This window comes from Phaeobacter sp. LSS9 (genome assembly GCF_003443595.1).
In the GTDB taxonomy this organism is placed as follows: Bacteria; Pseudomonadota; Alphaproteobacteria; order Rhodobacterales; family Rhodobacteraceae; genus Phaeobacter; species Phaeobacter piscinae.
Window position 1 is genome coordinate 3,176,234 of record NZ_CP031956.1, and the last position, 18,093, is coordinate 3,194,326.

Annotated in this window: 18 protein-coding genes, 1 pseudogene and 1 riboswitch; of the genes and pseudogenes, 14 read left to right on the forward strand and 5 right to left on the reverse strand. The window is 59.5% G+C overall.

Annotated elements, in window-relative coordinates; genetic code table 11:
• Window positions 1–22: 22 nt before the first annotated feature.
• The 3 genes from D1820_RS15180 to fabA are packed head-to-tail and all read right to left on the reverse strand — an operon-like array spanning window position 23 to window position 2,607.
• Complete coding sequence (locus D1820_RS15180) at window positions 23–814, reverse strand: enoyl-ACP reductase (protein ID WP_014873565.1); 792 nt, start codon at window positions 812–814, stop codon at window positions 23–25.
• A gap of 6 nt (window positions 815–820) precedes the next feature.
• Entirely contained in the window at window positions 821–2,050 is a 1,230-nt protein-coding gene (gene fabB / locus D1820_RS15185; RefSeq protein ID WP_040171054.1) for a beta-ketoacyl-ACP synthase I, read from the reverse strand.
• A 47-nt stretch (window positions 2,051–2,097) separates the two neighbouring features.
• Window positions 2,098–2,607, reverse strand: coding sequence for a bifunctional 3-hydroxydecanoyl-ACP dehydratase/trans-2-decenoyl-ACP isomerase (fabA, locus tag D1820_RS15190; protein WP_118069623.1), 510 nt, complete (start codon window positions 2,605–2,607; stop codon window positions 2,098–2,100).
• 235 nt (window positions 2,608–2,842) lie between these two features.
• On the opposite strand from fabA, the gene irrA reads away from it, so the two are divergent.
• Window positions 2,843–3,259 carry an iron response transcriptional regulator IrrA gene (gene irrA, locus D1820_RS15195; protein ID WP_014873568.1) on the forward strand — a complete coding sequence of 139 codons (417 nt, stop codon included), beginning with the start codon at window positions 2,843–2,845 and terminating at the stop codon, window positions 3,257–3,259.
• A 6-nt stretch (window positions 3,260–3,265) separates the two neighbouring features.
• On the opposite strand, the gene D1820_RS15200 is transcribed toward irrA, so the two are convergent.
• Entirely contained in the window at window positions 3,266–4,174 is a 909-nt protein-coding gene (locus D1820_RS15200; protein WP_118070242.1) for a LysR family transcriptional regulator, read from the reverse strand.
• A 124-nt stretch (window positions 4,175–4,298) separates the two neighbouring features.
• Here D1820_RS15200 and D1820_RS15205 point away from each other — a divergent pair, with 124 nt between their 5' ends.
• A complete protein-coding gene (locus D1820_RS15205) occupies window positions 4,299–5,096 on the forward strand; it encodes a phytanoyl-CoA dioxygenase family protein (protein ID WP_118069624.1) in 798 nt (265 codons plus the stop codon).
• Between the two features lie 39 nt (window positions 5,097–5,135).
• On the opposite strand, the gene D1820_RS15210 is transcribed toward D1820_RS15205, so the two are convergent.
• Window positions 5,136–6,005, reverse strand: coding sequence for a glycosyltransferase family 2 protein (locus D1820_RS15210; protein WP_205521385.1), 870 nt, complete (start codon window positions 6,003–6,005; stop codon window positions 5,136–5,138).
• Between the two features lie 143 nt (window positions 6,006–6,148).
• Between D1820_RS15210 and miaB the strand changes: the two genes are divergently transcribed.
• The 12 genes and pseudogenes from miaB (at window position 6,149) to D1820_RS15270 (ending at window position 17,892) form a co-directional block, all read left to right on the forward strand.
• Complete coding sequence (gene miaB, locus D1820_RS15215; protein WP_040180449.1) at window positions 6,149–7,474, forward strand: tRNA (N6-isopentenyl adenosine(37)-C2)-methylthiotransferase MiaB; 1,326 nt, start codon at window positions 6,149–6,151, stop codon at window positions 7,472–7,474.
• A gap of 214 nt (window positions 7,475–7,688) precedes the next feature.
• Entirely contained in the window at window positions 7,689–8,249 is a 561-nt protein-coding gene (locus tag D1820_RS15220) for an OmpA family protein (protein ID WP_118070244.1), read from the forward strand.
• 11 nt (window positions 8,250–8,260) lie between these two features.
• Window positions 8,261–8,557, forward strand: a complete 297-nt coding sequence (locus D1820_RS15225) for a hypothetical protein (RefSeq protein ID WP_118069626.1) — start codon at window positions 8,261–8,263, stop codon at window positions 8,555–8,557.
• A 153-nt stretch (window positions 8,558–8,710) separates the two neighbouring features.
• The gene (locus tag D1820_RS15230; protein WP_027248017.1) at window positions 8,711–9,718 is read left to right on the forward strand and encodes a PhoH family protein; all 1,008 of its coding nucleotides are present in this window, start codon (window positions 8,711–8,713) and stop codon (window positions 9,716–9,718) included.
• A gap of 123 nt (window positions 9,719–9,841) precedes the next feature.
• On the forward strand, window positions 9,842–10,372 hold the full coding sequence (gene ybeY / locus D1820_RS15235; protein ID WP_118069627.1) for an rRNA maturation RNase YbeY: 531 nt from the start codon (window positions 9,842–9,844) through the stop codon (window positions 10,370–10,372).
• Window positions 10,373–10,377: 5 nt separating this feature from the next.
• Complete coding sequence (locus tag D1820_RS15240; RefSeq protein ID WP_096870582.1) at window positions 10,378–11,277, forward strand: hemolysin family protein; 900 nt, start codon at window positions 10,378–10,380, stop codon at window positions 11,275–11,277.
• Window positions 11,274–12,785: an apolipoprotein N-acyltransferase gene (lnt, locus tag D1820_RS15245; protein WP_118069628.1), complete on the forward strand. Its 1,512-nt coding sequence runs from the start codon at window positions 11,274–11,276 to the stop codon at window positions 12,783–12,785. The genes D1820_RS15240 and lnt overlap by 4 nt, the downstream gene beginning before the upstream one ends.
• Window positions 12,786–12,846: 61 nt before the next feature.
• A riboswitch (SAM-SAH riboswitch) is annotated at window positions 12,847–12,895 on the forward strand.
• Window positions 12,896–12,901: 6 nt separating this feature from the next.
• Window positions 12,902–14,082: pseudogene (metK, locus tag D1820_RS15250) on the forward strand (methionine adenosyltransferase).
• A gap of 165 nt (window positions 14,083–14,247) precedes the next feature.
• Window positions 14,248–14,967: an ATP-dependent Clp protease proteolytic subunit gene (locus D1820_RS15255; RefSeq protein ID WP_118069629.1), complete on the forward strand. Its 720-nt coding sequence runs from the start codon at window positions 14,248–14,250 to the stop codon at window positions 14,965–14,967.
• Between the two features lie 92 nt (window positions 14,968–15,059).
• Entirely contained in the window at window positions 15,060–15,824 is a 765-nt protein-coding gene (locus tag D1820_RS15260; protein ID WP_118069630.1) for a tRNA (guanosine(46)-N(7))-methyltransferase TrmB, read from the forward strand.
• A gap of 116 nt (window positions 15,825–15,940) precedes the next feature.
• Window positions 15,941–17,290: a 3-phosphoshikimate 1-carboxyvinyltransferase gene (aroA, locus tag D1820_RS15265; RefSeq protein WP_102848613.1), complete on the forward strand. Its 1,350-nt coding sequence runs from the start codon at window positions 15,941–15,943 to the stop codon at window positions 17,288–17,290.
• Window positions 17,287–17,892 carry a d(CMP) kinase gene (locus D1820_RS15270; protein ID WP_118069631.1) on the forward strand — a complete coding sequence of 202 codons (606 nt, stop codon included), beginning with the start codon at window positions 17,287–17,289 and terminating at the stop codon, window positions 17,890–17,892. The genes aroA and D1820_RS15270 overlap by 4 nt, the downstream gene beginning before the upstream one ends.
• Window positions 17,893–18,093 lie beyond the last annotated feature (201 nt).

Sequence of the window (18,093 nt, forward strand, 5' to 3'; positions counted from 1 at the left end):
TTTTGGTCGCGAATAGTCGCGATCAGAGATTGTCCTGCTGGGGCATTCCAAGGACGTGAAATCCCCCGTCGACGCGAATGACTTCTCCGGTGGTGCAGGCTCCGGCGTCAGAGGCGAGGTAGACAGCTGTCCCACCAACGGCTTCCAGCGTTGCATTGTCCCGCATCGGGGCGTTCTGCGCCGTATGCTTGAAGGTTTTGCGCGCCCCACCGATGGCCGCACCGGCCAGTGTTTTCATCGGGCCGGGCGAGATCGCATTGACGCGGATCCCTTCGGGGCCGAGGTCATTGGCCAGATAGCGCGTGGCGCTTTCCAGGGCTGCCTTGGCGACGCCCATGACGTTGTAGTTGGGGACGACACGGTTTGACCCCTGATAGGTCAGCGTCAGTAGAGTACCGCCCGCATCCTTCATCAGCGGATAGGCCCGGCGGGCCACCTCGACAAAGGAATAGGCCGAGATATCCATCGAGTTCTTGAAGTTCTCGCGGCTGGTATCAAGGAACCGCCCGGTCAGCTCCGCCTTGTCCGAATAGGCAATAGCGTGAACGACGAAGTCGATGCTATCCCAACGTGCAGACAGCTGTTCGAAGGCTGTGTCGAGTGAGGCATCGTCAGTCACATCGACATCGACCATGAAATCGCTGCCAACGCTCTGCGCCAGCGGCTCAAGACGCTTGCCGAATGCCTCACCCTGATAGGTAAAGGCCAGGTCCGCTCCGGCCTCAGCCATGGCCTTGGCGATACCCCAAGCGATCGAGCGATCGTTGGCGACCCCCATGATCAGGCCACGCTTGCCCGTCAATACTCCTGACATCCGCCGTTATCCTTTGTACTTGCTCAAGACCATTGAGCCATTGGTGCCACCAAAGCCGAAGCTGTTGGTCATCACACTGTCCAGACCGGCGTTTTCCACCAGCTGGGTCGCGACCTCTGCGGGTTCAATACCCTCGGCCAGGGTGTCGACATTGATCGACGGGGTGATGAAGTCGTTGTCCAGCATCAGAAGGCAGAAAATTGCCTCCAAGGCGCCAGCCGCGCCCTGTGCGTGACCGGTCATTGATTTGGTGGACGAAATCGGAGGGACATTGCCCGCACCGAAGACGCGGCGGGCCGCTTCGACTTCGCCGACGTCGCCAACCGGGGTCGAGGTGCCATGGGCATTGATGTAGTCTACTTTGCGGCCGTCCGGCAGGGACTGAAGGGCCAGACGCATCGCGCGTTCGCCGCCTTCACCAGAGGGGGCAACCATGTCGTGCCCATCGGAGGTCGCGGCAAAACCGGTGACCTCAGCATAAATCTTGGCGCCGCGCGCCAAGGCGTGATCCAGATCTTCCAGCACAACAATGCCGCCGCCGCCGGAAATCACAAACCCGTCACGATCCTGATCGAAGGCGCGCGAGGCTTTTTCGGGCGTGTCGTTATATTTCGACGACATCGCGCCCATCGCGTCGAACAGGCACGAAAGCGTCCAGTCCAGTTCCTCGCCGCCGCCGGCAAACATAACATCCTGCTTGCCCATCATGATCTGCTCGGCTGCGTTGCCGATGCAATGCAGCGAGGTCGAACAGGCGGACGTAATGGAGTAGTTGATACCCTTGATCTTGAACGCCGTCGCCAGGTTGGCAGAGATCGTGGAGGACATGCATTTGGGCACTGCAAACGGCCCGATACGCTTGGTCGCGCCGGTTTTCAGAACGGTTTGATGCGCTGTCAGCATGGCGGATGTAGATGGCCCACCTGAGCCTGCAACAAGGCCCGTGCGCTCATTCACCACCTGATCGTCGGACAGGCCGGCATCAGCAATCGCCTGGCTCATTGCGATATGAGCATAGGCCGCGCCCGCGCCCATGAAGCGCAGGGTGCGCTTATCTACATGATCCGCCACATTCAGCTTGAGCGTGCCCGCGATCTGGCTGCGAAAGCCATGTTCCGCCATTTCAGGGCTGGCTTCGATGCCAGATTTCCCTGCTTTGAGAGAGGCAAGGACCTCTTCGGCATTGTTCCCGATGGACGAGACGATGCCCAGACCGGTGACGACGACACGACGCATGCTGCGTACTCCTATGCTGTTTCAGGGGGCCAGAGGAAAGCTGCGGATCAGCTCTCGGACAGGGCCACCTTCATGTCTTTGACCTGGTAGATGACTTCGCCATCTGCCTCGACGATCCCATCGGCAACACCCATGGTCAGGCGGCGGGTCTTGATCGCTTTGGTGAAGTCGATCTTGTACGTCAGCAGCTTGCGATCCGGGCGTACCATACCGGTCAATTTGACCTCACCGACACCCAACGCGTAGCCGCGCCCCTGCCAGCCGCGCCAACCGAGGTTAAAGCCGGTCAGCTGCCAGAGACCATCAAGACCAAGACAGCCGGGCATGATCGGGTTGCCGGGGAAATGGCAGTCAAAGAACCACAGCTCAGGGGTGATGTCGAACTCGGCTGTGATGTGACCTTTGCCGTGGGCGCCGCCATCTGCGGACACATCGGTGATGCGATCCATCATCAGCATGGGGGGGGCGGGCAGCTGCGCATTGCCAGGGCCAAACAGCTCGCCTCTGGCGCATTTTAGCAAATCGTCTTTGTCAAAGCTGCTGGGGTAATCGGCCATGCTGGCGCTTCTCCTGCCTATGTTATCATCGTCTATCTGGCCCCCTGTAGCACCCGTTTCGACTCTCCTGCAAGGGTTCCGGGCGCAGCGGGACAACCGGCATCCCGCCTGTGGCCTTCGGGTTTTTCAACTGTAACAGTCTAGGAGGAGATACTGACGCCGCGCAAATTGAATTGAATACAGTGACCCTTTCGGCCTATAAATGCGTCCAGCAACGCTATGCAGGACCTGCTTTATGACGCCAACACCCGCAGATATCGCTACCAACTGGCTGGAAACAGCCGGATTGCGCCCGACTCGTCAGCGGGTGGCGCTGGCAGAATTGCTCGTGGGCGATGGCAAACACCGCCATGTCACCGCTGAAAGTCTGTTTGACGCTGCCAAGGATAAGGGGGCCGCAGTGTCCCTTGCCACCGTCTATAATACGCTTCGCGCCTTTTGCGATGCCGGTGTGTTGCAGGAAATCACCGTGGATGGCTCCAAAAGCTATTTTGACACCAACACCCATGATCATCCTCACTTCTATTGGGAGGACGAGGGGCGTCTGTCAGATGCGCCATCCGACCAGTTGGTGATCAAGAGCCTCCCGGCGGCACCGCAAGGCGTCGAGATTGCCTCTGTGGATGTTGTGATCCGGCTGCGCAAGATCTGAAGATCTTCACTGATCCGGTGAACCGGCCGGTACCACGTCTGCCAAAATGCCTTGTGCGCGCTGGATCACGCTGCCGAGCGCAGCGCGGCTGTGGCTGATCAGCACAAGAGGCTCCTTCGCAGACGCGTCACTGATTGGAATCGAGACCAATCCGGGCCCGTCGTAGGAATTTGTGCCGGGTGGTCTGCTGTAGGTGATGCCAATGCCCTCGCCGTGGGCGGCCAAGCTGCACAACAGCTCAACCGATGCGGCGCGATGGGTGATACGGGGCAGGGTGCCGATAGATTTGAACAGCCCAAGCATATGGCGCACGGAGTGCCCCTCTTCTGATAGAATCAGCGGTTGCTCAGCCAGATCTGCCAGCGCCAAGTGATCCCGCCCTGCCAGCGGATGGCAGCGCGGCAGCAGTGCAACGGGCGACCTGCGTACCAGCTCCTCGCGCATAAAACTGGCATCCACGCCAAGGTCGTAGCTGACAGCCAAGTCAATATCCCCAGCGATCATCGCGGCGATCAGTGGTTCAAAATGGTCGACCTTGTAACGGATCGCGACACCCGGGAGGGCGGTGCGAAGACGCTTAAGAGCGGGGGCGAGCAGAAAGGGCGCGAGGTCAGTAAACCAGCCAACCGTCAGCTGCTGGCCGGTCGCATCCTCGCTGCCTTGGCGTTCCAACCGCGAAGCCTGCTCCAGCAGCGCTTGCGCACGTGCTGCGAAACTGCGTCCCTGCGGTGTGAGAACCACCGCGGCGCCACGACGGCGCAGAAACAGGGTCTCCCCCAACTGCGCCTCAATCCGCGCGAGGGCGGTGGACAGCGCAGGCTGGCTGACATGCACCGCCGCCGCTGCGGCGGAGAGGCTGCCGTGCTGCGCAATAGCGCAGACGTATTCGTAGTGGCGCAGGGTTAGATATAACATCAGATTATTTTTTGCATATTGAGATATTATTTGAGCATGCTCAACCTCTGTGCGCAAGATCGGGGGCAAGCGGGCCGCAGCGCCCGCCGTCGCAGCCCAGATTTCGACCCCAAGGACAATCCCCATGCCTCATCCCCTCATCACTCAGGATCATATCGATCAGTTCCAACGCGACGGCGTGGTGCTGATCCGCGGGCTTTTCGCGGATCAGGTGGAGCTGCTCCGTGACGGCGTGGAGGCCAATATGGTCGAGCCGGGCCCCTATGCCTCTAACAACGAAAAGAAGGGCCAGACAGGGCGCTTCTTTGACGACTATTGCAACTGGACTCGTATCCCTCAGTTCGAAGGGGCGATCAAACACTCGCCCGTCGCCGAGGTGGCGGCAGATCTGATGCAGTCCAAACGCGTTCAGATGTTTCATGATCATGTCCTGGTGAAGGAGCCCGGCACCTCCATGGCGACACCCTGGCATCAGGATGGTCCCTACTATTTTGTTGAAGGCCAGCAGACCATAAGCTTCTGGTCGCCGCTTGACCCGGTCACGGATGCATCACTGCGCTGTGTCGCTGGCTCTCACCGGTGGGAGAAAGAGGTCCTGCCGACACGGTGGGTGTCTGAAGAAGGGTTCTTTGCCGATGAGGGGCAGTACATGTCGGTTCCGGATCCAGATGCTGAGGGCATGACAGTCAAAGAATGGGAGATGCAGCCGGGTGATGCGGTCGCATTCAATTATCGCACCCTGCATGGAGCGCGGGCCAATACCAGCAGCTCCCGTCGTCGTGCCTTTTCGCTGCGTCTTGTCGGAGATGATGCGCGCTACATCGAACGCCCTGGGCCCACATCGCCGCCATATCCCGGCCATGAGATGACACCGGGTCAGATCCTGCGCGAGGATTGGTTCCCGGTTCTGTTGCAGCGCTGACGGATATCAGGGTCTGAGCCGATGTGACGGTTCAGACCTTCAGAACCACTGCCCCGGTTCCATCAGCCCCAGATCAAGAAGCTGGCGCGAGTGCCAGTCAAACGGCGCAGAATTGTGCCAGCGAAAGTTATCAATCTCAAAGGAGGATCCGGGATTTCGCTTCAGCGCTTTTGCCGTCCGAAAGGAGCAGATGGCCGCCGTCAAATTATGATGCCAGGGGCAGGCATAGGTGTTGTACTCCGGCTCGCTAAAGCGGTGATCGTCGAACAGGTGCAGATCAGGTTTGGCGCGAAATAGCGAAATCCGGTCGATCTTGCGACTGGCGGCCGGAATGTGTTCCTCATACCGCCAGCGCACGCCGCCGTAGAAATCCAGCTGACGGTCCAGCGGGTGACCCGTCTGCGGATCGTTGCGCGATTGGGCGTAATAGCCGGATTTGTCCAGATGTGCAGTGTCCAGAGAAACCCCATTCGGCGCCGCCGCAAGATCCCCGGCATAGAGATCGATGACATAGCTCAGCATCGCGTCACGGCGTTCTTCAGCATGAAAGCCTAGCAGTTCCACAACGTTCCGGGTCTCGCAGAAGGGATAGAACAGGTATTCGGCGTTGTAGCAGTAGTAGAGCCAACATCCGGGTGCGGCGGCTGCGATGACTTTGTTTATGGCTTCAAACACGGTATCCCGCCTGCTGCAATCATACGGCACACGCTCGATACGTGTTTCCAGATCATAGGGGATATCAAAGGCATCGGGCATAAACACCACTACAGTCGCAAAGCCCAGATCAAGATGGTGGCGCAGGGTTGTTGCGATCTCAACCTTGTCCTCGACAAAGATCAGGGCGACAGGCCCTTTTGTCAGGGCCGTTTTGGCATGTTCGAGAAATCCCTCGAGTGATGAATGCATCATATCCGATTGCCTGCTGCTCTCTGCCGACGCCCTTATCTGGCGGTTGCTGCTAAAATCGGGTAATCGGGGCGGCATTGCAAGCAGAGCCGTTTCCGGCTATGCCACGCCGCTGTTGCGACCCCTCCGCTGAAAAGGTTGTCCCCATGAGCGCCCCGAAGAAGCTGTTTATCAAGACCTATGGCTGTCAGATGAATGTCTATGACAGTGAACGCATGGCCGAGGCGCTGGGCGGCGAAGGCTATGTTGAAACCAAATCGCCCGATGATGCGGATATGATCCTGCTGAACACCTGCCACATCCGGGAGAAGGCCGCGGAAAAAGTCTATTCCGAACTGGGCCGCTTCAAGGGGCTGAAGGCGGAGAAACCGGATCTGAAGATCGGCGTCGCAGGCTGCGTTGCGCAGGCCGAGGGACAGGAAATCATGCGCCGTCAGCCGCTGGTTGATCTGGTGGTTGGCCCGCAAAGCTATCACCGCCTGCCGGAGATGGAAGCCAAGGCGCGGACCGGCGAAAAGGTGCTGGACACCGATTTCCCTGAGGAAGACAAATTCGAGAAGCTGAAGAACCGCCCCAAGGCCAAGCGTGGCCCGACCGCGTTTCTGACGGTGCAAGAAGGCTGCGACAAATTCTGCGCCTTCTGCGTGGTGCCCTACACCCGCGGTGCCGAGGTCTCGCGTCCGGCGGACCGCATCCTGCGAGAGGCACAGGATCTGGTCGAACGCGGTGTGCGAGAGATCACCCTGTTGGGCCAGAACGTGAATGCCTACCACGGCGCCGGTCCCAATGGTGATATGACGCTGGCACAGCTGATCTGGGAGTTGGACAAGGTCGATGGGCTGGAGCGCATCCGCTTCACCACATCGCACCCCAATGATATGCAGGACGACCTGATCGAGGCGCATGGCACCTGCGCCAAACTGATGCCCTATCTGCACCTGCCGGTGCAGGCGGGATCGGACAAGATCCTGAAGCGCATGAACCGTGCGCATACCGCCGAAAGCTATCTGCGGCTGATCGAGCGTATCCGCGCCGCGCGGCCTGATATCCTGATCTCCGGCGATTTCATCGTCGGCTTCCCGGAAGAGACCGAAGAGGATTTTCAGGCAACTTTGGATCTGGTGGAGGAGGTCAAATATGGCACCGCCTATTCCTTTAAATACTCCACCCGCCCCGGCACCCCGGCAGCAGAGCGCGCGCAGGTCGACCCTGCCGCCGCTGACGATCGGCTTCAGCGACTGCAGGCCCTGCTGACGAAGCAGCAGCGTGAGGTTCAGGACAGCATGGTAGGCCGTGACGTCACCGTGTTGTTTGAGAAGGCAGGGCGCTTCCCGGGTCAGATGGTCGGGAAATCCGATTATCTGCATGCGGTCCATGTCGCGGATTGTGACCGGGCTATCGGAGATCTCGCCCGCGTGCGGATCCTGTCCTCCGGTGCCAACTCGTTGGCGGGTGCGCTGATCGAAAAGTAACTGGCGGTGTGGTAACGGCTGGTGTCGCGTCGACCGCGCCATGGTCTCAATCGTGCTACGGTGGCGTGAAACTTCTGATTTCCTTAAGCAAATGATTGCAATTTGCGTCCTATACCTGCGAATATTGCGAGACGGATCTGCAAGTGGCTCTTGCCGCATGCTTGAGGTGCGCCTGCGAACGACTGGTGAAGGGAATTTGGGTGTGTTGAAATCACTGACGAAACAGCTGGGCGGAGTTCTTTCTGCTGCTGCCGCGACCATTTGCCTGAGCGCTGGTGCGTTGATGGCGCAGGATGCAGGCGTCGGCGTTGTGATCGGCCAGAGCTATGTGCCAACCATCTGGGTGGATCCCGACGGTTGCGAACACTGGGTGATGGATGATGGCGCCGAAGGGTTCATGACACCGCATGTTACCCGCGACGGAAAACCGGTTTGCCGTCGTGGTGATATCTGCGGCGTGATGCCCAGCGATCAGTTCTTTGCCACCAACAGGCATCACATCAGCGCAGCGGGACAGCAGCGCCTGCGCGAGTTTTTCCAGTCCGCCAATGCGCGTTCATTCATCATCACCGGCCATACCGATAGTCGCGCATCGGATGAGTACAATATGCGCCTGTCCCAGCGCCGGGCAAATGCGGTTGCTAAGGTCGGCCAATCGGTTGGCGCGCGCATCCTTGAGGCGCGGGGATACGGTGAACGGGATCCGCGTGTCCCCAATGATTCTGCCGCCAACATGGCGCAGAACCGCCGCGTTGAAATCATCTGCCTGCGCTGAGGAGCACGTCTATGTCATTCATTAAAGCAGCGTTGCTGGCATCGGTGGCGATTGGTCTCGCGGCCTGTGGCGAAAAGGTCGACAAGACCGTGGATCGCGGTTTCGACAGCAAGGATCTCTCTCAGTTAAAGGCTGGGATTTGGGTGGATCCTACCGGCTGTGACCACTGGATCATCGACGACGGTGTGGAAGGCTATTTGTCGCAACGTCTGGCGCCGGATGGGCGTCCGGTGTGTTCTGGCGTTGCACCACCAAATACTGCAGTTGGTCCGTTCAAATCAGGCTCCAGCGTTGAGGATCCGATCTGATCGGATCAGCCCGGATGTTCAGAACCCAGGCTGTTGGCCGCCCTCCCGGGGCGGCCATTTTGTTTCAATCGCGTGAAATTGCGGATGCGCAGCTTGCGCCGGGACGAGTCGAGGGGCACACTGAGAGAACATCGTCAAAGACAGGAGACCGGATTGGCCATTGGCACTTTGACCCCATCGCAGGAGCAGGATGCCTCCCACGAGGCGCTGCTTGAATTTCCCGATAACCGACTGCTGATTGATCTGTGCGGCGAATACGACCGCAATCTTGCGACGCTTGAGCAAAAGCTCGGTGTGCAGATCGTCCGGCGTGGCAACCAGCTTTCGGTGCTGGGCGAAGAAGCTGCACGCGACCAGGCGGCAGCAGTTCTGGCCGCACTGTATGATCGGTTGGAAACTGGTCGAAGCGTAGAGGCCGGTGACATTGATCGCGAGTTGCGGATGGGGCAGGAGCAGGTCGCCGACCCCGGCAGCCAGCTGGAGATGTTCCGGGGCGGCAAGGTCGAGATCAAGACTCGCAAGAAGCTGGTCGAGCCACGCACCGATGCGCAAAAAGCCTATGTTCAGTCTCTGTTCGAACATGAGCTGGCATTTGGCATCGGTCCGGCCGGTACCGGTAAGACCTATCTGGCCGTCGCGGTTGGGGTCAGCATGTTCATCACTGGCCATGTCGACAAGATTATCCTTAGCCGTCCCGCCGTAGAGGCGGGCGAGAAGCTTGGGTATCTGCCTGGCGACATGAAAGACAAAGTCGATCCGTATATGCAGCCGCTCTACGATGCGCTGAACGATTTTCTGCCGGGTAAGCAATTGGCGAAGCTGTTGGAAGAAAAGCAGATCGAGATTGCCCCGCTGGCCTTCATGCGTGGTCGCACGCTGTCCAATGCCTTTGTCGTGTTGGACGAGGCGCAGAATGCCACAACGATGCAGATGAAGATGTTTCTGACGCGTCTGGGCGAAGGATCGCGTATGGTGATCACTGGCGACCGCAGCCAGGTCGATCTACCTCGTGGCGTAGCATCAGGGCTGGCAGATGCCGAGCGGTTGCTAAGCAGTATTCCCAAGGTGAGCTTCAATTACTTCACATCGCGCGACGTGGTGCGGCATCCGCTTGTGGCCGCCATCATCGAGGCCTATGAGGCGGATGAGAAACCCGCCTGATCACATTCGTCACGGATTGATCTTGTTGGATGGTATGAGGCCGGGTTCCACGGTGTTGACATATGGAACCCGCGCCGACATCGGCATGCGACTGCGGACAGCCTTGGTTGTGAGATTTGAACAATGACCCTCGACATCTCCCTAGATGACAGCCGTTGGCAGGACGCCGACCTCATCACATATGCGGAACAGGCGATCCACGCGGTGCTTGGGCATTTTGGTCTGGATGTTGACGATTGCGAGCTGTCTCTGCTGGCGTGCGATGACGCACGGATCATGGAGCTGAACACTGAGTTTCGCCAGAAGGCGAAGCCTACAAATGTGCTTAGCTGGCCCGCAGTGGATCTTTCGCCAGAGGAGGCGGGCGACGAGCCACTGCTGCCTGAGGCGGATTTTACTGGCGAAATCCCGCTGGGTGATATTGCGATTGCCTATGAGACCTGTGCACGCGAGGCAGAGGATGCAGGCAAGCCTTTGGCGGATCATCTGCGCCATTTGATCGTTCACGGAGTGTTGCATCTTTTGGGTTACGATCACATTCGTGACCCTGACGCCACTTTGATGGAACGTCTTGAGGTGCAGATACTTGGCAAAATGGGTATCGATGACCCATATACTTTGGATGACAGCCCCAATCAGGGGCGTATCGGATAGGAACGATGGACGATATAGACGGAAGTTCTAACGCAGCGCAGGGCGCGCTGGAGAACAAGGGCAGCGCTGACAACAGTGTCGCGGCTGCACAATCAACGGGGTTTCTGGGTCGTATTTTCGGCTCCTTCGCCCCGGCAGAGACTGAAGAAGACGTGACTGCCGGTCCGGACACGCGTCTGCCGAACCAGCCGCATGGGATGATCAACCTCCGCCGCCTGCGGGTCGAGGATGTGGCCATTCCCGCAGCGGAGATTGTCGCGATCCCGGTTTCCACACCCAAGGATGAACTGGTTCAGATTTTTCGCGAAAGCGGTTTTACCCGGATTCCCGTCTATGAGGGCACGCTGGATACGCCCATCGGCTTTGTCCATCTCAAAGATTTCGCCCTGATGCATGGCTTCAACGGCACCGAGGCGGATTTCGGTCTCGAAGGCATGGTGCGGCCGCTTCTGTTCGTGCCGCCGTCGATGACAATTGGTGTTCTGCTGACCAAGATGCAGGCCGAGCGGCGTCACATGGCGCTGGTGATTGATGAATATGGCGGAGTCGACGGCCTACTGACCATCGAGGACCTGATTGAGCAGGTTGTCGGCGAGATCGAGGATGAACATGATGCCGGTGAGGATCAGACCTGGTTTCGCGAGAAGCAGGGCTGCTACATCGCACAGGCCCGTACGCCACTGGATGAATTCGAGAATGAAATCGGGCGGTCACTGACCAGCCATGAGGATGTGGACGGCGAGGAAATCGATTCCCTGGGCGGGTTGGTTTTCATGCTGTCGGGACGGGTGCCGGCACGGGGCGAAGTCATTCAGCATCCCGATGGGCCTGAGTTCGAGGTCATGGACGCCGATCCGCGCCGTATCAAGCGATTGCGGGTGCGGCTGCCGGATTGTTCAGGATGACCACTAAGGTCTGGTCGGTGACCAGCCTACGGTCCGCGTTCCTACCTGCTGCTACCGTTGTCGCGGCGGGCGGGTTGCTGGCGTTTGCGCTGGCGCCGTTTCACGCGCTTTGGTTGGTGCCGCTTTGTCTTGGCATGGTCGGATATCAGCTGCTTCAGGCGTCTTCGCCTCGCCAGGGCGCGCTGTTTGGCTGGTTGCTGGGAACGGCCTATTTTTCCGTCGGCATGATCTGGATCTACGAGCCATTTCAGATTGATGCAGACCGCTATGCCTGGATGGCGCCTTTTGCAGTTCTGGGCCTCGCGGGCGGGTTGGCGCTGTTTTGGGGGCTGGCATTTGGTGTTGCCGTGCGGTTTGGGCAAGGGGCAGCTAGGCTGTTGTTGCTCATCGCAGTGCTGTCGCTGGCGGAGTTCGCGCGGGCCTATATCCTGACCGGTCTGCCTTGGGCCGCTTTCGGGCAGTTCTGGATCGATACCCCGGCTGCGCAGTTGCTGCCTTGGATCGGACCACATGGCCTGAGTCTCCTGACCTTGGTTGCCACCGTGCCACTTGGCTTGATCCGCCACCGCCCGGTGGCTGCGCTGTTGCCGGTCATTGCAGTGGGCGCCGTCGTGGTGTTTCTGCCCAGACCCCCTGCTGCCGTGCTGACCGAACATACGCTGCGCCTTGTGCAGCCAAATGCGCCTCAGGATCAGAAATGGCACCCGGACCTGCGCTGGTCGTTTGTCGAACGGCAGTTGGAGTACTCGCGTGCGCCTGCTGCTGATGGATCGAAGGTGGATCTCATCCTCTGGCCGGAAACGGCGATTCCCCTGATGTTGAACTACGCCGAAGATGTCTTGGATGAGGTTGTGTCTGCCGCTGGGGAGACGCCGGTGATGTTGGGCATCCAGCGCAGAACAGACGGGCAATATCACAACTCGGCGATTGTACTGGAGGGCAGCAACGTTCCTGCCCAGATCTATGACAAGGCGCATCTTGTCCCCTTTGGGGAGTATATACCGGCGGGCAATCTGATGGCGCGCTTTGGCGTGCATGGTTTTGCGTCGCAGGCCGGGGCGGGTTATGCGGCGGGGCCGGGGTCTCGGCTTTTGGATCTGCCTGTGGGAAAGGCGCTGCCGCTGATCTGCTATGAGGCAGTGTTTCCGCAGGATGTGAATGCCGCACCGGGGCGGGCCGATTTACTGATCCAGATAACCAATGATGCGTGGTTCGGCACCTATTCCGGCCCCTATCAGCATCTGGTTCAGGCGCGGATGCGCGCGATTGAGCAGGGCTTGCCAATGGCGCGCGTCGCAAATACCGGGATCTCGGCCATGATTGATCCATATGGCCGGATTTTGGACGCCCTTCCCCTGGGCGTTGCGGGCTATCTCGATGCGGCGCTGCCCGCACCCCTGCCGCGAACCCTTTATGCGAAGACCGGAGATTTGCCGGTGTTTCTTTTCTGCATCGTCCTTGGCGGGCTGGCGCTGCGACGCAGCACCACAGTTGCACGCGGGTCATAGCTGTTTAACCTCTGGGCATTATAGATTGACGACACACGTCTCCCCGCGTACTGCGGATCGATTACTGCCACAACGGCTTCCTGGCGTGGCAGGCTAAACCCAACGGAGCACCTTTCATGACCCGCACGAATTATACTTTCACCTCGGAATCGGTTTCCGAGGGACACCCGGATAAGGTCTGTGACCGTATTTCGGACGCCGTACTGGACGCCTTTCTGAGCGAAGAGCCCGAAGCCCGCGTCGCGGCTGAAACCTTTGCGACCACGAACCGCGTGGTCATCGGGGGGAAGTGGGTTTGTCGGATCAGGACAAACTGCACGATTACATGGGCCGCATCGATGAGATCGCCCGCGCCTGCATCAAGGACATCGGCTACGAGCAGGATAAGTTCCATCATGAGACGGTGGAGATCACCAACCTGCTGCACGAGCAATCCGCCCATATCGCCCAAGGCGTTGATGCCGCAGCCGACAAGGAAGAGGGCGCAGGCGATCAGGGCATCATGTTTGGTTTCGCGACCAATGAAACGCCTGCATTGATGCCTGCACCGATTCAGTACAGCCATGCAATCCTGCGGCGCCTCGCCGAGGTGCGCAAGAACGGCACCGAACCGACGCTGGGCCCGGATGCGAAATCGCAGCTTTCGGTGGTCTATGAGAATGGCAAACCGGTGCGGGTCAGCTCGCTGGTGCTGTCGACCCAGCACCTGGATGAGACGCTGACCTCCAACGACATCCGCGCCATCGTAGAACCCTATTTCCACGAGACCCTGCCTGAAGGCTGGTTGACCGATGAGACCATCTGGCACGTCAATCCAACCGGTAAATTCGTTATTGGCGGTCCCGACGGGGATGCGGGTCTGACCGGGCGCAAGATCATCGTCGACACCTACGGCGGTGCAGCCCCTCATGGTGGCGGAGCGTTCTCCGGCAAGGATCCGACCAAGGTTGACCGCTCAGCAGCCTATGCGGCGCGCTACCTTGCCAAGAATGTGGTGGCGGCGGGGCTTGCAGATAAATGCACGATTCAGCTGTCTTATGCGATCGGCGTTGCCAAACCGCTGTCGATCTACGCCGATACTCATGGTACGGGCGATGTGGATGCGGCCAAAATTGAGGCGGCGATTGATCGGATTATGGATCTGACGCCGCGCGGTATTCGCCATCACCTTGGGCTGAACAAGCCGATCTATGAACGCACCGCGGCCTATGGTCATTTTGGTCGCGAGCCGGATGCTGATGGCGGTTTCAGCTGGGAGCGGACTGATCTGGTTGAGGCGCTGACAAAAGCGATCTGACCCAGTTCGATATTTCCAATATGTGTTGAGAACAGGCGGGGGTGTCCCCGCCTTTTTTCGTCTGGGCGTCACATCCGGCGGTTTCAGATGCGAAAAGCACTTGGAGATCCGGGTATTTTGCGGTCAGTATAGTTCTGTAATTGCACTGTTATGGAGCTGACTTGGATGGAGTCTCGCTGCTGGTTCATCCTGCACCTGCGCGTGTGTCGGCGGCTTGCGCTGTGGGGATTGGCCTATGTGCTGGCAGTCTCGTTGATGCCGCATGCGGCGCAGGCCCGGCAGACGCTTCCACCCAAGTTCAAAATTGATGGGACAACGCTGATCTACGACACAGACAATCTGGTTGCGCAAGAGGTTGACGGCACGCAGCACGCTGAAACCGGTGAAATCAGCGATGATGATATCGAACCTTTTCGCGATATTCTGGATGCCAACCCGGCCATAACGCGGCTCCAGCTGAACAGTGGGGGAGGCAGTGTCTATGCGGGTGAGTCGATCGCGGATATTGTTCAGGATCACGCGCTGGATACTTGGGTGGTCGGAGAATGCATCAGCGCCTGTGTTGATATCTTCTTGGCCGGCAATCGACGTCAGATGACCCTCGGGTCGAAGATTGGCTTTCATCAGCGCGACTGGGCACCGAAAGCGGTGCAGAGCTATTATCGCCTGTGGCGCAAGGACGAAAACTGGGCCACACCGTTTGAATTCGGGACCTGGATTTACCGTGACACGCAGTCAGAAGTTTTTCGTCATCTAAAATATATGATGCAGCGCGGTGTGGATCCGGCCTTTGCGATTGAGACGCTGAAAACCAACCCCGAGGATGTCTGGTACCCGACCCGGCTGCGTCTGATGGCGGCGGGGGTGCTGCGCGAGACCCCCTAGAGCGGGGGCGTCGCGGTGGCTGGCTTGACCCAGACGGCTGCATCGGGCAGAGGGGCGGCCAGGTTTTGAACGCTCGATAGGAAAAATCCCCGATGTCTGATGACACCAAACCCAACCAGGCGCCCTCCGGCGATAGTCGGCCCAACGCGGTTGATAAACATCAGAGTGGTGCGCCTTGGCGTAACTTCTACGGGCGCCTGAAGGGCAAGCAGCTCAAAGACAGCCAGCAGCGCTATATTGACGAGGATCTGGCCTCGCTCAGTCCCGGCGCGGTGGGTTGGGATGTGAACCCGGATCGTACACCCTTGGATCTGCAGAACATGTTTGGCGGGCGCGACGTCTGGCTGGAAGTTGGCTTTGGCGGTGGCGAGCATCTGGTACATCAGGCCAAATCGAACCCGGATGTCGGCATCATCGGTGCGGAACCCTATATCAATGGCGTCGCAATGCTGCTGGGCAAAATCCGCCGCGCAGGGGCGGATAATATCAAAGTCCATCCCGGCGATGCCCGTGACCTGATGGATGTCTTGCCGGAGCAGTCGATTTTGCGTGCGTTTCTGCTCTACCCTGATCCTTGGCCAAAGGCGCGCCACCATCGGCGCCGTTTCGTCACGCAGGAACATCTGGCACCACTCGCAAAATGCCTGAAACCGGGCGCGATCTTTCGGGTGGCTACGGATATTCCCGACTACGTTCGCCAGACCATGGAAGAGGTGCCGCAGGCCGGGTTCGAGTGGCTGGCCGAGGGACCGGATGACTGGCGCGTGGCTTGGGATGACTGGATCTCGACCCGCTATGAGCAAAAGGCCCTGCGCGAAGGCCGTACGCCTCACTATATGACATTCCGTCGCCTCTGATCCTGCTGCGTGGTGCAATATCTTGCGGGGCGTGGCGCCAATGGGAAAACGCGCTGGACCGACACCAAGCGATTGGGTAGTCCAATTGTGAACGCTAGCATTTCGAAAGGCTCCTCATGTCCGGACACGGTACGCCCATCCCGATGACCTCGCACCGCGCGGATCCGCTGACCGGCATTGCCGAGGTTCCGGGCGATAAATCGATCTCTCACCGCTCGCTGATCTTGGGCGCCCTGGCCGTGGGAGAGACCAAGATTTCGGGTTTGCTCGAGGGGGAAGATGTACTGGACACCGCCAAGGCAATGCAGGCAATGGGCGCCGAGGTCATCAATCATGGCGGTGGCAATTGGTCTGTGCATGGTGTCGGCGTCGGTGGTCTGGCTGAGCCGGACCAGGTGATTGATTGCGGCAACTCCGGCACCGGTGTGCGGCTGATCATGGGGGTCATGGCGACTTCTCCTATCACGGTTACCTTCACGGGGGATGCCAGCCTCAACAAACGACCAATGGCGCGGGTGACCGATCCGCTGGCCCTGTTTGGGACCCAATCTGTTGGTCGGTCGGGTGGGCGTCTGCCAATGACAATCGTCGGAGCTGCGGAGCCGACACCGGTGCGTTACACAGTTCCGGTGCCCTCCGCGCAGGTGAAATCCGCGGTCCTTCTGGCGGGACTGAATGCTCCGGGGCAGACAGTTGTGATCGAGAAAGAGGCCACCCGAGACCATTCTGAGCGCATGCTCGCGGGGTTCGGCGCCGAGATCACTGTTGAAGATACGGACGAAGGCCGGGTCATCACACTGACTGGGCAGCCTGAACTGAAACCGCAGGTCATTGCGGTGCCACGTGACCCCTCAAGCGCGGCTTTCCCGGTTTGCGCAGCATTGATTACGCCAGGGTCCGATGTGCTGGTACCGGGTATCGGCCTGAACCCGACGCGGGCGGGGCTGTTCTATACCTTGCAGGATATGGGCGCGGATCTCACTTTTGAAAATATGCGGGAAGAGGGCGGTGAGCCGGTTGCGGATCTGCGCGCGCGGTACTCGCCTGATATGAAGGGGATCGACGTCCCACCGGAGCGCGCGGCTTCGATGATTGATGAATATCCGGTGCTTTCGGTTGTGGCTTCCTTTGCGACGGGCAAAACCATGATGACCGGCGTCAAGGAACTGCGGGTGAAGGAAAGTGACCGGATCGACGCGATGGCGCGCGGTTTGCGGGCAAATGGCGTGATGGTTGAAGAGGGTGACGATTGGTGGGCCGTCACCGGTCTGGGACCGGAAGGTGTGCCCGGCGGCGGCACCTGTGAGAGTTTCCTGGATCATCGGATCGCGATGTCTTTCATGGTGATGGGTATGGGGGCCCAGAAACCCGTGACTGTCGATGATGGCACGCCTATTGCCACGTCCTTCCCGATCTTCACCCCGCTGATGACCACGCTGGGGGCGCGGCTAGAGACGACGGCATGAGCTTTACTGTTGCAGTTGACGGCCCGGCTGCCGCTGGCAAGGGCACGATTTCTCGGGCGGTTGCGGCCCATTTCGGATTTGGCCATCTGGATACGGGCCTGCTTTACCGTGCGGTTGGCGCGCGGATGCTTGCCGGGGACAAACCGATAGAGGCCGCCCTTGCACTGCTGCCGGATGATCTTGAACGGCCAGAATTGCGCACCGCGCAGGTGGCGCAGGCCGCATCCAAAGTGGCGGTGATCGCTGAGGTGCGCGCGGCGCTAGTTGATTTTCAGCGGGCTTTTGCCCGCCGTGCAGGCGGGGCGGTTCTGGACGGGCGGGACATAGGTACGGTGATCTGCCCGCGCGCGCAGGCCAAGCTTTTCGTGACAGCCAGTGCCGAAGTCCGTGCGCAGCGCCGCTTGCAGGAGTTGATGGCAGCGGGCAATCCCACCAGCTATGCCGAGGTTCTGGAAGATGTGAAGGCGCGGGACGCGCGCGACACCAACCGCTCGGAATCGCCGTTGAAACCTGCCAGCGATGCAGTGCTGATTGATACCAGTGCTCTCACGATTGGTGAGGCCGTGGCGATGGCCATCGCGGCGATTGATGCGCGGCGCTAGCCTGATCCGGTCGCTGTAACGGCTCCACGGCCCGTGATCACGCGCCGTCTGAACCTGCTGCGAACTCATGATCGTTCGCCGCTCCTCGGTGCCTGATGACGGTTTCCCTTGCGCCGGAGCGGGAATCCGCATACTAAGCGCGCTGTCACTATAGAGGCGGTTAACGCACGGACGGCATTCTGAGCAGGGTCGGGGCATACC

What these genes read in the sequence shown, in the direction of transcription:
- D1820_RS15180 (WP_014873565.1), bottom strand. Translation starts at nt 814, where the DNA reads ATGTCAGGAGTATTGACGGGCAAGCGTGGCCTGATCATGGGGGTCGCC.
- fabB (WP_040171054.1), bottom strand. Translation starts at nt 2,050, where the DNA reads ATGCGTCGTGTCGTCGTCACCGGTCTGGGCATCGTCTCGTCCATCGGG.
- fabA (WP_118069623.1), bottom strand. Translation starts at nt 2,607, where the DNA reads ATGGCCGATTACCCCAGCAGCTTTGACAAAGACGATTTGCTAAAATGC.
- irrA (WP_014873568.1), top strand. Translation starts at nt 2,843, where the DNA reads ATGACGCCAACACCCGCAGATATCGCTACCAACTGGCTGGAAACAGCC.
- D1820_RS15200 (WP_118070242.1), bottom strand. Translation starts at nt 4,174, where the DNA reads ATGTTATATCTAACCCTGCGCCACTACGAATACGTCTGCGCTATTGCG.
- D1820_RS15205 (WP_118069624.1), top strand. Translation starts at nt 4,299, where the DNA reads ATGCCTCATCCCCTCATCACTCAGGATCATATCGATCAGTTCCAACGC.
- D1820_RS15210 (WP_205521385.1), bottom strand. Translation starts at nt 6,005, where the DNA reads ATGATGCATTCATCACTCGAGGGATTTCTCGAACATGCCAAAACGGCC.
- miaB (WP_040180449.1), top strand. Translation starts at nt 6,149, where the DNA reads ATGAGCGCCCCGAAGAAGCTGTTTATCAAGACCTATGGCTGTCAGATG.
- D1820_RS15225 (WP_118069626.1), top strand. Translation starts at nt 8,261, where the DNA reads ATGTCATTCATTAAAGCAGCGTTGCTGGCATCGGTGGCGATTGGTCTC.
- ybeY (WP_118069627.1), top strand. Translation starts at nt 9,842, where the DNA reads ATGACCCTCGACATCTCCCTAGATGACAGCCGTTGGCAGGACGCCGAC.
- D1820_RS15240 (WP_096870582.1), top strand. Translation starts at nt 10,378, where the DNA reads ATGGACGATATAGACGGAAGTTCTAACGCAGCGCAGGGCGCGCTGGAG.
- lnt (WP_118069628.1), top strand. Translation starts at nt 11,274, where the DNA reads ATGACCACTAAGGTCTGGTCGGTGACCAGCCTACGGTCCGCGTTCCTA.
- D1820_RS15255 (WP_118069629.1), top strand. Translation starts at nt 14,248, where the DNA reads ATGGAGTCTCGCTGCTGGTTCATCCTGCACCTGCGCGTGTGTCGGCGG.
- D1820_RS15260 (WP_118069630.1), top strand. Translation starts at nt 15,060, where the DNA reads ATGTCTGATGACACCAAACCCAACCAGGCGCCCTCCGGCGATAGTCGG.
- aroA (WP_102848613.1), top strand. Translation starts at nt 15,941, where the DNA reads ATGTCCGGACACGGTACGCCCATCCCGATGACCTCGCACCGCGCGGAT.
- D1820_RS15270 (WP_118069631.1), top strand. Translation starts at nt 17,287, where the DNA reads ATGAGCTTTACTGTTGCAGTTGACGGCCCGGCTGCCGCTGGCAAGGGC.